The organism is Photobacterium kishitanii (assembly GCF_000613045.3).
Classification (GTDB): domain Bacteria; phylum Pseudomonadota; class Gammaproteobacteria; order Enterobacterales; family Vibrionaceae; genus Photobacterium; species Photobacterium kishitanii.
In genome coordinates this window covers 1,250,136-1,265,544 of sequence record NZ_LN794352.1, presented here as the reverse complement: position 1 = coordinate 1,265,544, position 15,409 = coordinate 1,250,136, and the positions used below count along the sequence as shown (strand labels likewise).

General features: G+C 39.4%; 13 protein-coding genes. 9 read left to right on the top strand and 4 right to left on the bottom strand.

The window, feature by feature from the left end:
* Positions 1-19 precede the first annotated feature (19 nt).
* A complete protein-coding gene (locus tag PPBDW_RS06050; RefSeq protein ID WP_036794074.1) occupies positions 20-208 on the bottom strand; it encodes a DUF4250 domain-containing protein in 189 nt (62 codons plus the stop codon).
* Between the two features lie 156 nt (positions 209-364).
* On the bottom strand, positions 365-1,033 hold the full coding sequence (locus tag PPBDW_RS06045; protein ID WP_036794073.1) for a hypothetical protein: 669 nt from the start codon (positions 1,031-1,033) through the stop codon (positions 365-367).
* Between the two features lie 286 nt (positions 1,034-1,319).
* Here PPBDW_RS06045 and glpA point away from each other — a divergent pair, with 286 nt between their 5' ends.
* From glpA to PPBDW_RS06025, 4 genes are all read left to right on the top strand, one after another.
* A complete protein-coding gene (gene glpA / locus PPBDW_RS06040) occupies positions 1,320-2,966 on the top strand; it encodes an anaerobic glycerol-3-phosphate dehydrogenase subunit A (RefSeq protein WP_036794071.1) in 1,647 nt (548 codons plus the stop codon).
* Positions 2,966-4,309, top strand: coding sequence for a glycerol-3-phosphate dehydrogenase subunit GlpB (glpB, locus tag PPBDW_RS06035; protein WP_036794068.1), 1,344 nt, complete (start codon positions 2,966-2,968; stop codon positions 4,307-4,309). The genes glpA and glpB overlap by 1 nt, the downstream gene beginning before the upstream one ends.
* Positions 4,309-5,517, top strand: coding sequence for an anaerobic glycerol-3-phosphate dehydrogenase subunit GlpC (gene glpC, locus PPBDW_RS06030; protein ID WP_036794066.1), 1,209 nt, complete (start codon positions 4,309-4,311; stop codon positions 5,515-5,517). Before glpB ends, glpC begins: the two co-directional genes overlap by 1 nt.
* Positions 5,518-5,653: 136 nt before the next feature.
* Positions 5,654-6,070 (top strand): hypothetical protein, encoded by a 417-nt coding sequence (locus PPBDW_RS06025; protein ID WP_054261998.1) that lies wholly within the window; start codon positions 5,654-5,656, stop codon positions 6,068-6,070.
* Positions 6,071-6,154: 84 nt separating this feature from the next.
* Here PPBDW_RS06025 and PPBDW_RS06020 read toward each other — a convergent pair whose 3' ends face one another.
* A complete protein-coding gene (locus tag PPBDW_RS06020) occupies positions 6,155-7,354 on the bottom strand; it encodes an MFS transporter (protein ID WP_036794064.1) in 1,200 nt (399 codons plus the stop codon).
* Positions 7,355-7,504: 150 nt separating this feature from the next.
* Between PPBDW_RS06020 and PPBDW_RS06015 the strand changes: the two genes are divergently transcribed.
* The 3 genes from PPBDW_RS06015 to PPBDW_RS06005 all read left to right on the top strand — a co-directional run bounded on the left by PPBDW_RS06015 (position 7,505) and on the right by PPBDW_RS06005 (position 10,454).
* Positions 7,505-8,380 (top strand): LysR family transcriptional regulator, encoded by an 876-nt coding sequence (locus tag PPBDW_RS06015; RefSeq protein ID WP_036794062.1) that lies wholly within the window; start codon positions 7,505-7,507, stop codon positions 8,378-8,380.
* A 243-nt stretch (positions 8,381-8,623) separates the two neighbouring features.
* Complete coding sequence (gene dcuC / locus PPBDW_RS06010) at positions 8,624-9,991, top strand: anaerobic C4-dicarboxylate transporter DcuC (RefSeq protein WP_036794060.1); 1,368 nt, start codon at positions 8,624-8,626, stop codon at positions 9,989-9,991.
* A gap of 130 nt (positions 9,992-10,121) precedes the next feature.
* A complete protein-coding gene (locus tag PPBDW_RS06005; RefSeq protein ID WP_036796311.1) occupies positions 10,122-10,454 on the top strand; it encodes a hypothetical protein in 333 nt (110 codons plus the stop codon).
* A 4-nt stretch (positions 10,455-10,458) separates the two neighbouring features.
* On the opposite strand, the gene PPBDW_RS06000 is transcribed toward PPBDW_RS06005, so the two are convergent.
* Positions 10,459-11,229, bottom strand: a complete 771-nt coding sequence (locus PPBDW_RS06000) for a ribonuclease H family protein (RefSeq protein ID WP_036796310.1) — start codon at positions 11,227-11,229, stop codon at positions 10,459-10,461.
* 258 nt (positions 11,230-11,487) lie between these two features.
* Between PPBDW_RS06000 and PPBDW_RS05995 the strand changes: the two genes are divergently transcribed.
* Entirely contained in the window at positions 11,488-12,693 is a 1,206-nt protein-coding gene (locus PPBDW_RS05995) for a mechanosensitive ion channel family protein (protein ID WP_045043660.1), read from the top strand.
* Positions 12,694-12,918: 225 nt separating this feature from the next.
* The gene (locus tag PPBDW_RS05990) at positions 12,919-15,273 is read left to right on the top strand and encodes a YgiQ family radical SAM protein (RefSeq protein ID WP_036794057.1); all 2,355 of its coding nucleotides are present in this window, start codon (positions 12,919-12,921) and stop codon (positions 15,271-15,273) included.
* The last annotated feature ends 136 nt before the right edge of the window (positions 15,274-15,409 follow it).

Genomic DNA, 15,409 nt, shown 5'->3' with positions numbered 1-15,409 from the left:
GCTAGAATTAAATGCGGATTTACTTAAACTGATTATTTAATGGATCGTAATAATAACCTTGCTGAGCCAGTTTTGTGGTCAGTTCAGTTTCACTTAATTCATACCGAGATGCTAACTCTGCCATAGAGTTACACTCTAATCGCAAACGCTCATTAACGATACCAATCACAATATGGGTATCCATACCAAGTAAGTTATTAATTTCCATTATTTCCCCCTTACTATTCAATGATCACAGTCATTAGTGTACGTAACTCATTAAGCATAGACGATATGTTATTAGTTCTCCTGTTAGTAATTTTCAGATATAAAAAAGCCTTTATCTCAAACAAGATAAAGGCTAACTAATATCTAAGCTAATGACTTAAAATAAGGTCAATTGCATTACGGCAGAAAATGTTAGTAACGCTGCAGCCGCTAATAACTGCCATTTATTTACCGTTTTATGTAATAAAATATGCCCTGACCATAGCAACATTGCAACGACTAAACACAATAACGAAATAACAATTTCTACGGTGTAAGGTGCTGTCGCCGCCTCACCCATGAAAATAATTTTCCAGACTAATAATAGTACCGAAACAATCGCACTTATAAAGCCAACAAACGGTAAAATGCGGTGAAAAGCCTGTAACCGAGTTCGTGAAAAAGTTAATAGAACATGGGCAAGTAAACCACCATACAGTGCCATTGCCACTAAGCTCAACAACACTTCAGGCATGTCCATCATCGGCAATAACATGATCCAACAAATCAAACCCAATAAATTAGCACCATAAAGGACTATTAGAGGTCCTGAATCTCGCGTTTTACTGGTTTTCACTTTGACAGTAAAAAACAGCAAACTCAGTAAAGGAAGCACTGCCCAAACTTGGCTAATCGCAGCTAGCAGCCACCCAACAAGCAATACTGGTAGCATCTTATGTACTCGACCTCGTTGACCAGGGCAAATCTCCCCTTTGGTAAGTACTAAAGTCAAAATACATTGCGCACCAAGCAGTGCTGGAATTAAAAATGCGAGATAGCCGATCATAATATGCATCATAAAAAATAAAGGGAGCACAATTATACTCAAGTCACGTCAAGATGCGAATTTGCCCCTCTATATTACAATTAATCACTCTTTAACATGATTAACCGACTTAATATTATCAAGACCATCTCGTTATGAACCAAAATGAACGTCAAAAATGTTCGTTCGCTCATTTATGTGCGTTCGCTCAACAAATATAGTCTAATTTAGTGGCATATTAACCCTACTATAATAGTGGGCGTTAGAAGCGCTAATACTGTAATCAATAACGATAAGCGAAACGAACATGACGACTTGGTTAGAAACAGAGGTTGTGATCATCGGTGGTGGCGCAACAGGTACAGGTATAATGCGTGATTGTGCCCTCCGTGGCATAAAATGCATCTTAATTGAAAAAGACGATTTAGCCTCTGGTACAACTGGTCGTAATCATGGCTTGCTTCATTCTGGTGCTCGTTATGCCGTTACTGATCCAGAATCAGCCAAAGAATGCATTATTGAAAATCGTATTCTTAAAAATATTGCTCGCCACTGTGTTGAAGACACACAGGGACTGTTTATTTCTCTACCCGATGACGATCTCCAATTTCAACAACAATTCATTGGTGCTTGCCAAGGGGCTGATATTGACGTTGAGCAATTAACCCCCCAACAAGCCCTACGATTAGAACCTAACTGTAACCCACAGTTAATTGGTGCAGTAAAAGTGCCCGACGGTACTATCGATCCTTTTCGCCTTGCCTCTTCTAATGCACTTGATGCTATCGAACACGGCGCACAACTTTTTAATCACACTTTTGTGACGGCCCTTATTCAAGAAAACGGCACTGTAAAAGGGGTTAAATGCTTAAACTTAAAAACTAATACCCACTTTGAGATTCGAGCACAGCAAGTTATTAATGCTGCAGGGATCTGGGGACAACAAATATGTCACTACGGCGATCTTAATATCACTATGTTCCCCGCTAAAGGATCATTATTGATCTTGGATTACCGAATTAATAACTTAGTGATCAATCGCTGTCGAAAACCTTCTGATGCGGATATTTTAGTACCTGGTGACACTATTTCACTGATCGGTACGACCTCTGAACGCATTGATTATAAAGATATTGACGATCTCCATGTCACCAGCAAAGAAATTGATATTTTATTAAAAGAAGGCGCCAAACTTGCGCCAATTATGGCAAACACACGCGTATTACGTGCTTATGCTGGCGTTAGGCCATTAGTCGCTGTCGATGGTGATACTAGCGGCCGTAATATTAGCCGTGGCATCGTGCTACTCGATCACGCTGAACGCGATAGTATGGACGGATTTATTACTATCACCGGCGGTAAGTTAATGACATACCGCATGATGGCAGAGTGGGCCACCGATCTTGTTGCAAAAAAACTCGGTAATACCAATCCTTGCATTACCCACCAGCAACCACTACCAGGCTCTGAACAACCAAAAGCAATTAAACACACAGCCAGCTTAGCCAAGCCTGTCTATCAATCGGCTTATTATCGACATGGTGAACGCGCTCAACAATTTTTAACTGACAGCAAAAAAAGCCAAGCGATTATTTGTGAATGTGAAATGGTAACTTGTGGCGAAGTTGAATATGCGATCAAGCAATTAGATGTCCATAACTTAGTCGATTTACGGCGTCGTACTCGTGTAGGAATGGGACCTTGCCAAGGTGAACTCTGTTCTTATCGTGCTGCTGGTTTATTTGCTGAATATGGCAACACTGATGGCAACAGTGCGAGTCATATTCTTAGTGATTTTCTTGAAGAACGTTGGAAAGGCATTAAACCGGTATTTTGGGGTGATGCGCTACGTGAAGGCGAGTTTTCTTATTGGATCTATGAGGGTCTATTTGGCGTAAGTGATATTCCACCAACATCTACCATTGCTATCAATCCAAGCTGCGAGGAAAAATAATGAAATTTGATAATATAATTATTGGTGGTGGTGTTGCAGGTTTAACGTGTGCTATTCGTTGCGCTCAAGCTGGACTTAAAACAGCCGTTATTGCCGCAGGTCAAAGTGCGCTCCATTTCTCTTCTGGCTCAATTGATGTGTTAAGCCGTTTACCTACAGGTGCTGTAACCCATTACCCTTTTAATGAATTTGAGACTTTAGCCAATCAATCCCCCGATCATCCTTATAGTAAATTAGGTGTTGATGTTACTCATCAAGCTATTGATTGGTATCAACAAACAATGAAAAATATTGGCATTGAACTACACCATCAACCTGATGACTGTAATCATTTACGTATTACACCAATGGGAACATTTAAGGCCACCTGGTTATCACAATCAACCGTCCACCCTTTTCCAATGTTTGAACCCGCTAAGGCATTACATAAAATAGCATTAGTAACCATTGATGGATTTCGTGATTTTCAACCGCAATTAGCTGCTGATAATTTACGTTTATTACCTCAGTTTGCCAATGTTGAAATCACAACCGCTGCGGTTGCATTACCTAACGTTGAATTAATGCAACGTAACCCTTGTGAATATCGCTCAATTGATATTTCCCGTGTATTAGCTGATGACAACAAACTGCAACGTTTCGCATCAGCAATGAAAAATGCCATTGGAGAAACCGATTTGGTGGTACTGCCAGCGGTATTTGGTAACGGCTCCGGTATCAAAGTCATTAAAAAATTAGAACAATTAACTGGCTACCAATTATGTGAAATTCCAACAATGCCACCATCATTACTCGGCATACGTTTAGAAGATGCGATGAAAAGCTATTATAAATCGTTAGGTGGACTGATTCTTGCGGGCGATGAAGTGACTCATGGTGAGTTTGAAAATAATCAACTCCAACGTATTTTTACTCGTCATCACGGCGACATGCCATTAATGGCTAATAATTATTTACTTGCCAGTGGCAGCTTCTTTAGTCGAGGCCTACATGCTGAACGTCACCATATTGAAGAGGCTATTTTTGGATTAGATATCGCGCCATTAATATCAACTAACCACCAGCATTGGTATCAATCACAATTTTTTAGTGAGCAACCACATCAATTCTTAGCCATGGGCGTTGAAACCAATCAACACTTTCAACCAAGCCTTAACGGCAACACCATCACTAACCTCTATTGCGCAGGGGCTATTTTAGCGCATTACAATCCTATTTTTGAAGGTAGTGGCAGTGGCGTTGCTATCAGTACTGGTTATCATGCTGCACAATCAATGATCGCATTACGCGATAACTACACATCAAGCGCTATTTTTCCATCATTAGCAGAGGGCAATATCTAATGCTCAAGCAAGATACCAGTTTTGACCAATGCATTAAATGCACCGTATGTACCGTTTATTGTCCTGTTGCTAAAGCAAACCCTAATTACCCCGGCCCAAAACAATGCGGCCCTGATGGCGAACGCTTACGGATTAAAAGTGCCGAATTTTATGATGATATGCTCAAGCTCTGCACTAACTGCAAACGCTGCGAAACCGCTTGTCCTTCAGGGGTAAAAATTGGTGATATGATTGCTGTTGCGCGCAGTAAGCATGCTAAACACGATATTAATATTAAAACAATTCGTGACTTTGTATTAAGCCATACTGATTTAATGGGAACTGTCGCGACACCTTTTGCTCCGATTGTAAACGCAGTAACAAGCATGAAACCCGTAAAAAAAATCATGCATAAGACCATTGGTGTCCATGATCATAAAAGTTTACCTAAATATTCTCACGGTACTTTCCGTCAATGGTATAAAAAACACTGTCAGCAACAAACTAAATATCCACAACAAGTGCATTACTTCCATGGCTGCTATGTTAATTATAACCATCCACAATTAGGTAAAGATTTCATTAAAGTCATGAATGCAATGAATATTGGAGTACAATTACTTAAAAAAGAAAAATGCTGCGGTGTACCGCTAATTGCTAATGGTTTCTTTGATAAAGCTAAGAAAAACGCGTTACTCAATACTCAAAATTTTGAAGCGGTTATTGAGCAATATAATTCAACTATTGTATCAACCTCTTCAACGTGCGCGTTTACTTTACGTGAGGAATATCCTCATGTTTTAAAAGTTGATAATGCCAAAGTTGCCGATAAAATCGAATATGTCACCCGTTTTTTACTCAAAACTTTTATGAATGGTAATACCCCTAAACTCAAGCCTCTTAATAAAAAAGTGGTCTACCATACTCCTTGTCATCTTGAGCGTACGGGAGGAAGTTTGTATACCATTGAATTACTCAAAATGATCCCAGGCTTAGAACTAGAAGTATTAGATAGCCAGTGTTGTGGCTTAGCGGGTACTTATGGCTTTAAAACTGAAAATTATGATACTTCAATGAAGATTGGTGAGGACTTATTTCAAAAAATACGCCATGCCAAAGCAGATTATGCGATAACTGATTGTGAAACGTGTAAATGGCAAATTGAAGAAAACGCTGATTTAACAACGATTCACCCAGTAAGTTTACTGGCAATGGCATTAGCAGACTAAACACAGCTTTACCAATCCGCTCTTTTTGATAATACTAATTAAAGTACGCAGTATTTCCCCCGATTAAATATTGCGTACTTTTAACTTGCTCAATAGCTAGCAAAATCGGTTTATCTAAAATTTGAGTCGTCGCATTATGTTATATATAAAACCACTAGGGTTACTTTTTGCCGCACTAATTTTAAGTAGTTGCTCTTTCATGGCAATAGCTGCAGATAGCAATGAAACTGTTCACTTTAAGACTGACACTAGCAGTAGTCAATATACGGCAACAGCTGCTAACTATGATGTCAATAATTATGTTTTTTATGCAAAAAAAGACCAGCATTTAAAAGTCACATTAGACACTAAAAGCACTAAGCTATGGGTGATTTTATTAAACTCAAAACTTGAGCGTATCGCTGATTTAAACCCTTTTTCTGCAGATATCAATGATAACGGTGAATATATATTACCTTATAGTGGTAAATACAGTATCCGTATCGGTCAATATCGTGCTTTTGCTCGTCGCGGCGAAAGTAGTCATTACACATTAACCATTGCGATCGATTAACCATTTTAAGTCAATATAACAATGTTGTTACTTTATAGCTTTCCATTATAAAACTAACACCATTGTTAAATAACGATTATTGACTTAATTCGGTTGTAAAACAGGCTGTTGTTTAGTCGATTTTATTAGGAAGCCGCACAATATAAACATAATCAAATATAATGCTGTTCCTCCCGCAACTACAGTATCCCAACCGCCATGCTGCCAACAATAAATTAATAAGAAACCACCTAAACTACCGCCAACATAATAATGAACTAAATAGAGCGCTGTTGCGGTAGCTTTAGCGACTTTGGCATGCTGGCTCACCCATGCATAAGCTAATGAATGAGTGAAAAATGCCCCTGAACTCAATAATAATAAACTTATTAAAATAGCAATGCGTGATTCAATTAACCCTAACCACATTCCCACAAGACTTAAAACACCGCCTAAAATCATACCTGATATTGGATTAAACTTACTTACCCAACGTCCGCTTAAACGTGATGTTACTGTACCACTCAAATAACAAAGAAAAATTAATGATGCCCAACTTAACGGTAAATTAAATGGGGCGGCAACTAATCTAAAACCCGTTACTGAATAAAGATTAATAAATAACGCAAAATTCAATCCACCAATTAGCATTGCTAGCCATAATACTGGTTGTTTCAGATGCGCGCATAACTGGCTACCATGTACTCGCAGTTGATGGTTATGACGAATAAAGTGTTGCTGTGGTGGGAGTAATTTAATCACCACAACAGCACCAATTAAACTCATTATAGCCATACCTAGCACAGCCCAATGCCAGCCTAATTGTTCTCCTATAATCCCACCATATAATCGCCCAGCAATCCCTCCTAATGAATTAGCACTAATATAACTACCCACCGCTAACATTAATGCTGTGTGGCTAAATTCCTCTGCCATATAAGCCACAGCGACAGCAACGTAACCTGCAACAGAAATCCCCATAACCGCTCGTGCTAAAGTTAAGGTCAATAAATCCTGAGTGAAAACCATCGCAATGCCAACAATGGGCATCAAACATAAACTGATCACCATGATTAACCGTCGCCCTACTATCTCTGATGCAATAGCCCATGGGATTAAACATAACGCGAGCATTAATGTTGTCGCCGCTAATACCCAATTAATTTGAGTCGCAGAAACAGCAAACTCAGTCGCCATCAGTGGCAACATCGGCTGAAATAAATACAAATTACAAAAAACGATAAATGACCCTAATGCCAATGCAAAACTGGTTTTCTTATAGGCTGATGTGTTTATTTCTATCATGATTTCACCATTAAAAAGATTCATGCTTAGCTAAAAGGGGAGCAATTATTATTTTTCGACACTAAACATAGCGTGACAAGACGATAGCAGTAGCCACATAATAATGAAAATATATAAATAATATCGCAGTGATAAACAAAAACTATACCTATGGATACTCGTCTACTTACTTACTTCACCAAATTAGCTGAAACAAAAAACTTCACTCGTGCAGCTGAGCAACTTCATATTGCGCAACCAGCACTCAGTGTTGCGATCAAAAAACTCGAACAACAATTAGATCTCACCCTCTTTTATCGTAATGAGCGCAAAGTCACCCTCACTCAAGAAGGTGAAGTATTGCTAATACACGCTAAGCAAATTTTACAGAAAATAGCAGATGCAACCTTAGCAATGAAAGAATTACGCGGATTAGAAAAAGGGGAAGTGCGGCTTGGTGTACCGAGTATGCTAGGGTCATATTTTTTCCCTCAAATACTAATGGGTTTTAAAAGTCACTACCCCAACCTTAAATTAACCATTGTTGAAGCAGGTACTCAATCTATTCGACAAATGTTACTTGATGGTGAATTAGATCTCGGAGTCATTATTAATCGTAAAGTCCCCTCAAGTTTACAAATCGAACACCTGTTGAGATCACAAATGGTGGCAGTAGTCAGTGAACAACATAACTTTGCTACAAAAAAAAGCTTAAGTTTTGAGGATTTTTTTGGACAAGAATTAGTGGCATTTAAACCAGGATACTTTCATCGAGAGATGTTAGATCACGTCTGTGAGCAACATAATTTAACCTCTAATATTTCATTTGAAACTAATTTATTACCAATGATTTTACAGATCGTTCGACATGATTTTGCCATCACCGCATTGCTTGAATTAGTCACAGAACATGAACCTCATCTTATTCCCATCCCTTTTACAAAACCGATTCAATTAGATCTTGCCATGGCATGGCGCAAACAAGGTTATCTATCACTTGCTGATAGAACATTTATTGAATATGTAAAACAGCAATGCCAACAATAAATCATTAAAAATAACACCACAACTCGCACGGGTAACAATTATTAAACATTTTAAAATCAACAATCATTAATAACAAAATCAAATCATTAACATTATCAATAAAAGCATGGGCAAGATCATATCTTTAACTGTTAATGGTCGTTCATAAGTTTATTTTTAGTTACATTACTCGCGTAATTTATGAAGAATATGCAGCAATAGATCATAAATGCATATTTATTTGATTTTAGGAGAGGACTTTCCATGACGGAATTATTAATTGGGTTGGTGATCACTGTTGCCGTTGGCTATTACATAGTAAAGGGATATAAAGCTGCGGGAGTACTTCTTGTTGCCGGTCTACTACTATTAATCTTAGCGGGCTTTTTAGGCCATACAGTATTACCCAAAGCAGTAGCATCAACCGGTAATTTACTGACAGACTCACTTGAATATATTAAATATATGCTGCAATACCGCAATGGAGGCCTAGGTCTACAAATTATGTTGCTATGTGGTTTCGCAACTTATATGACCCATATTGGCGCTAATAATGTTGTCGTAAAACAGTTTTCAAAACCTCTTTCTTTTATTAAATCACCTTATGTTTTATTAGTTGCTGCTTATATTGTTGCATGTTTAATGTCACTCGCTGTCAGTTCTGCCACAGGGCTTGGGGTGCTATTAATGGCAACGTTATTCCCAATGATGACGGCGATGGGTATTTCTCGTCCAGCAGCAGCCGCAGTATGTGCATCACCAGCAGCAATTATTTTATCACCGACTTCTGGTGATGTGATTGTAGCTGCTGAAAAATCAGGCTTACCTTTACACGTTTTCGCAGTAGAAACCGTACTACCCGTTTCTATCTGTGCAATTATCGTCATGGCAGTCGCTGCGTTTTTCTGGAACAAATACCTTGATAAGAAAAATAATACGCCAATGGAAAAGCTTGATATTTCAGAAATTGAAGTAAAAGCCCCTGCCTATTACGCTATTTTACCTTTCTTGCCGATTGTGGGTGTTTTCCTCTTCAACGGTGAAACTATTCCAGGCTTAACTCTAGATATTTATACTATCGTTGTACTTTCTATTGCCATTGGTGCTGTAGTTGATTTCCTTACTAGTCGCTTCAATGGTAAAGAAACCCTTGAAAATCTTGAAGCATGTTACGCGGGTATGGGCGATGCTTTCAAAGGCGTAGTGATGTTATTAGTCGCAGCTGGCGTATTCGCTCAAGGCCTAATGTCCATTGGTGCGATTGATAACCTACTTGCACTGGCTGATAAAGCAGGCGCTGGCGGTGTGGCATTAATGCTCTTACTAACAGCTCTAACAGTTGCTGCTGCAATAGCAACAGGCTCAGGTAATGCTCCTTTCTATGCCTTCGTTGAATTAGCACCACAGCTAGCGGTTAAACTTGGTTTAAGTCCTGCATTCTTAATTATTCCAATGCTACAAGCATCAAATTTAGGTCGTACTATTTCACCTGTTTCTGGTGTTATTGTTGCAACATCAGGTATGGCACAAATCAGTCCGTTTGAAGTAGTTAAACGTACGGTAGTTCCTGTGGTGTGTGGCTTGATTACCGTTATTATTGGTACTGTAGTATTAGTCCCTATGTACGCTTAATCATGCTATTGAGAGCATTGGCTACTTAAAAATCCCAAGCCCATTAAGAATAATAATCTTAGTGGGCTTTTTTTATGTCACGGTTCGCGGCACAATCATAGCCATTGATTCAAACCTTAATTATTCGTCTATGAACAAACAACAAGCTCTTCATCAAATATTAACCTTTGGTCCTCAGCGAGACTCTGCTTTTTCCGTGTACGTAAATGCTGATATTGAGCCTAATGAAACGCCATTTGAGGTTAATCACCAACATTTAATCATGGTGTTAGAAAAATACCTTGCTGATGAAATTGACGCCGATGATATTGAACAATGGGCAAATTTAATCGATTTTAGAGCAGATATTGATGGTAGCAGTATCGATGGATATTTATACGCCTTAGCTAATCCAGACATGATGGGCGATGGTGAAAATAAAACGAACATTTTACGAATGCTCGCTGTATTGACCCGAAACTAACCGTCTAACCTGCGCGAAGTGCAAGTAAAGCAGCTAAATCATAAGGCGGTTGGTATAAACAAAAATCGACGACTTTAGTATCGACCGCTAAAATAGACATTCGATCGGCTAATTCATTGCCTTCAATGCCAACATGACCATTAACATGGTGGATCACAACTTGCGACTTTAATGCTTGGTAACGCGTAAACATTTGTTGAATCAACGCTAAATTTTTAATTTCACCACCCGCTTTTTTCCAACCATTTTTCTGCCACGTTACAGCCCACTGGGTAATACATTGAATCGAATATTTCGAATCACAAAAAATAGCCACAGTCGTTGCTTGAGCTAATGCTTTTTCAGCTAATATCAGTGCTTGGTTAAGTGCATTTAACTCTGCGGTATTGTTAGTTCCCATTGGATCATACAAGCCATACCATAGTTCATTCAGTTGGTTATTTCGGTATAGTGCCAATCCCGATCCGGCTTTACCTGGATTAGGATCACACCCACCATCAGTAAAAATTTTTATTTCCGCTGTAAGTGCATGCACCTGCTCACTGGTCAATGATCCTTTGCTGGTTGTTGTACGTTTTGCTGACGTTTTATTAGCACTCGTGGATGAACGAACAGCTCGAGGCTGTTTACCAAAAGCTGCCATTGCTTCTGCTTGAGTTGGAAATGATTTATAGCGTGCTCCTGCAAATTTATCTACTTGCTGCTTACAACTTGCCCAGTCACTATAAATGCCAGGTTCACGACCTTGCCACACCACATAAAACTTTTTGGCCACCATCATCTCCATACTATCTTTAATATCGTATTTATCGTTCAAACAAATATACATACTTGGTATTCTAAGATTCTACCACTAATGTAGCTTTCTGATTATGCTAAGATAAACACCACTATTAAAATATACTCGCATTCACTGTCAATTGTGTCTCTAAACCAATGACGATATCGAGCAATCTACATTTATTTATTCACAGTGTGAGTTTGGAGTTCGATTTTGGGCCATCATAAAATACGCTTAGACATTGCTAATGGGATGTCACAACTGGGGATTAATGTTCAACCACAAGATAATATCTCAACCGCTATTTTTATGGTGCTTTGTTGTGGAGTAGCATTCCTATCTTATGTCTTTGTTCGCTGGGGATTACTCGCACTATTACGATCTGCAATTAAACGTTCCCAAGCTACATGGGGACACGTCATGGTACGACACAAAGTATTTGAAAAACTATCACTAACTATCCCCGCAATGGTGCTCAATCTACTTATACCGTTAGTATTAGATAAGCACGCTATTCTCAGCAGCTTTATAGATCGTACATTAAGCTTATGGCTGATTATAGTGTTAGTAAGAAGCTCCTATGCGTTTCTTGATGCTAGTAATGACATGGCCGATATTAATCAGATCAGTCGCAACCTACCGGTAAAAAGCTTTGTTCAGCTATCCAAACTAATTATCTTTTTTATTGGATTCATTATTGCAATTTCAGTACTTGCCAACCGTTCGCCTATTTTCTTCTTAAGCGGGTTAGGTGTTGCTACTGGTTTAGTGTTATTGGTTTTCCGCGATACCATTTTAGGCTTCGTGGCGGGTATTCAGCTATCAGCAAACCAAATGGTCAAGGTCGGCGATTGGATCCAAATGGATAAATACGGTGCTAATGGCAGTATTGACGAAGTTTCTTTAACAACCGTTAAAGTAAAAAACTGGGATAATACTGTGACCAATATTCCTGCTTATGCGTTGGTACAAGACTCCTTTATTAACTGGCGCCAAATGCAAGAATCTGGTGGGCGACGTATTAAACGTTCAGTATTAATTGATATTGAAACCATTAAATTTATCGATGAGCAGCAGCAGCAAAAATTAGCACAGATCCCTTATGTGGCTGATTTTATAACTAAAAGAAATGCAGAAATCGCCACAGGTGATGCGCATGCATTACAAATTACTAATATTACTGTATTTCGCGCCTATCTAGAGGCTTACCTAAAACAAAACAGTAAAATTCGTCAAGATATGACTTTTATTGTGCGTGAATTAGAACCAACAGCCCAAGGTCTACCCGTGCAAATTTACGTGTTTGCCAATGATACTCGCTGGGCTTTTTATGAAGCGATTCAATCAGACATTTTTGATCACGTGCTAGCGATTTTGCCTCAATTTGGTCTTGCGGTGTATCAAAGTCCTGACGGATCAGATTTACGTAGTTTGCAACCAACCATCACACAGTCTTAACTCATTTAACTATCGGCGTATTGAACGGTTATTTGTTAATCGTCAATACGTCATTTATTTAAAAATAATCCTCATTTACAGCTTCGTATCACCCAATACGCCACTATAGTTAAGAGTCCGATAACGATTCATTTAAAAACCCTGTTTTAGATCAGGGTTTATAATCACTAGCCAGCCTTTTTATGAGCCGCTATAATTCCCGCCTCAAAATATAGAGGTCAAAACATGCACACGAAAGTAACTCCTATTGATAGCTATCCTAAGTATTGGGCTGAATGCTATGGCACTTCCCCATTCTTGCCAACATCTAGAAAAGAAATGGATGCACTTGGCTGGGACAGCTGTGACATTATCATTGTTACTGGTGATGCCTATGTTGACCACCCAAGTTTTGGTATGGCCGTTATTGGCCGCTTACTTGAATCTCAAGGCTTTCGCGTTGGTATTATCGCGCAACCTAAGTGGGACAATAAAGACGACTTTATGGCACTGGGTAAGCCAAATCTTTATTTCGGTATCACATCCGGTAATATGGATTCGATGATCAACCGCTATACTGCTGACCGTAAACTTCGTAAAGATGATGCCTACACACCGAATAACGAAGGTGGTAAGCGTCCAGATCGCGCGGTGTTAGTTTATTCACAACGTTGTCGTGAGGCTTATAAAGAAGCGCCTATTGTACTTGGTGGTATTGAAGCTAGTTTACGTCGTCTCGCTCATTACGATTACTGGTCAGATAAAGTCCGTCGCTCAGTGTTAATGGATGCCAAAGCCGATATCCTACTATTTGGTAACGCTGAACGTGCGCTAGTCGAAGTATCACACCGTATTGCCAATGGCGAAGATATTAAGTCATTAACTGACATTGCTGGCACTGCGGTAATGATCAAGGACATTCCTGAGCGTTATCAAGAAATCGATTCGTCACGCATTGAAAAACCTGGTCGTCCGATGGTGATGCAAAATCCATATGCGACCGAAGAGACTTGTGCATCCAATAAAGAAGAAAAAGAAAAACAACCACAAGTTGTTCATGTTCGTCCGTCACGCCATGATGCTGAAAATACAGTCGTCCGTTTGCCATCATATGAAAAGCTAGCTAATGACCGTATTTTATATGCCCATGCAAGCCGAGTAATGCACTTAGAAACAAACCCATATTCTGGCCGCGCATTAATCCAAAAACATGCAGATCGTGAATTATGGATCAACCGTGCACCAATTCCATTATCGACTGAAGAAATGGATTTTGTGTTTGGATTACCTTTTGCTCGTGTACCTCACCCAAGTTACGGCAAAGCAAAAATTCCAGCTTATGACATGATTAAAACCTCGGTTAATATCATGCGTGGTTGTTTTGGTGGTTGTTCATTCTGTTCAATTACTGAACACGAAGGCCGTATTATCCAAAACCGCTCCAAAGAATCGATCCTTAATGAGCTGGAAGATATCCGTGATAAAGTACCAGGCTTTACCGGTACTATCTCTGATTTAGGTGGCCCAACAGCGAACATGTATCGTCTTGGTTGCTCAGATCCACGCGCAGAAGCGAACTGCCGCCGTCCATCATGTATCTTCCCTAAGATTTGTGAGAAGCTAAATACCGATCATCAACATCTGATTGATTTATACCGTAATGCTCGTAACGTTAAAGGCATTAAGAAGATCATGATTGCATCAGGTGTTCGCTATGATTTAGCGGTAGAGTCACCTGAATATGTGCGTGAGCTTGTTACTCACCATGTTGGTGGTTACTTAAAAATCGCACCTGAACACACAGAGAAAGGCACACTTGATCTGATGATGAAACCAGGTATGGGCACTTATGATCGTTTTAAATCAATGTTTGAGCAATACAGTCAAGAAGCAGGTAAAAAACAATACCTTATTCCTTACTTTATTTCAGCGCACCCAGGCTCAACGGATGAAGACATGTTGAACCTTGCACTATGGCTTAAGCAAAATGATTACCAATGTGATCAGGTACAAAACTTCTACCCATCACCGATGTGTAATGCAACAGCAATGTACCATTCTGAAACGAATCCGTTGAAGAAAGTAAAGTACAAAGGTCGAGAAGATTTATTTGTAGCTAAAGGTGAACGTCAACGTCGCCTGCATAAAGCACTATTGCGTTACCACGATCCTGTAAACTGGCCTCTTATCCGTGATGCTTTAATCACAATGGGCAAGAAATACTTAATTGGTAATCGCCCTAATTGTTTAGTACCAGAAGCGGGTAGCGAAGCTGAAATGACACCAGCCGAGCGTCGAGGTTCAGGACGTCATGGATCTAAACGTTTTGCGACTAAAAATCCAAGCCAACCAGATATTCGTACTGATGGTAAGCGCCCTCAAAGTAACCGTAACGGTAAACCAGTTGGGAATGGTAAACCACAACCTAATGGCTCACGTAACGGCAATACTACGAAAGCGAGTACAAACACTAATCGTAGTGGCAGTAATAACACGACTAGTGCTAATGGGAAACCAAATAGTCGCCCAACTAACCGTAATGGTAAGCCTAGTGGTCAACGACCTAATGGCAAACCAAACCGTAGTCGTGCCGGCGCGTAACTCACGCAGCATAGAACTCTGACTGTTAAACAATAAAAGGCCGTCTTATCTAAGACGGCCTTTTTTACAACTATTTGACTTAATATTAATAATATTGATAATTAATTAGATACACTCATGGCAATATAAAAACATA

Bases quoted from the DNA above. Each gene is read 5' to 3' on its own strand.
- PPBDW_RS06050 (WP_036794074.1), bottom strand. From the start codon at position 208: ATGGAAATTAATAACTTACTTGGTATGGATACCCATATTGTGATTGGT.
- PPBDW_RS06045 (WP_036794073.1), bottom strand. From the start codon at position 1,033: ATGATCGGCTATCTCGCATTTTTAATTCCAGCACTGCTTGGTGCGCAA.
- glpA (WP_036794071.1), top strand. From the start codon at position 1,320: ATGACGACTTGGTTAGAAACAGAGGTTGTGATCATCGGTGGTGGCGCA.
- glpB (WP_036794068.1), top strand. From the start codon at position 2,966: ATGAAATTTGATAATATAATTATTGGTGGTGGTGTTGCAGGTTTAACG.
- glpC (WP_036794066.1), top strand. From the start codon at position 4,309: ATGCTCAAGCAAGATACCAGTTTTGACCAATGCATTAAATGCACCGTA.
- PPBDW_RS06025 (WP_054261998.1), top strand. From the start codon at position 5,654: ATGTTATATATAAAACCACTAGGGTTACTTTTTGCCGCACTAATTTTA.
- PPBDW_RS06020 (WP_036794064.1), bottom strand. From the start codon at position 7,354: ATGATAGAAATAAACACATCAGCCTATAAGAAAACCAGTTTTGCATTG.
- PPBDW_RS06015 (WP_036794062.1), top strand. From the start codon at position 7,505: ATGGATACTCGTCTACTTACTTACTTCACCAAATTAGCTGAAACAAAA.
- dcuC (WP_036794060.1), top strand. From the start codon at position 8,624: ATGACGGAATTATTAATTGGGTTGGTGATCACTGTTGCCGTTGGCTAT.
- PPBDW_RS06005 (WP_036796311.1), top strand. From the start codon at position 10,122: ATGAACAAACAACAAGCTCTTCATCAAATATTAACCTTTGGTCCTCAG.
- PPBDW_RS05995 (WP_045043660.1), top strand. From the start codon at position 11,488: ATGTCACAACTGGGGATTAATGTTCAACCACAAGATAATATCTCAACC.
- PPBDW_RS05990 (WP_036794057.1), top strand. From the start codon at position 12,919: ATGCACACGAAAGTAACTCCTATTGATAGCTATCCTAAGTATTGGGCT.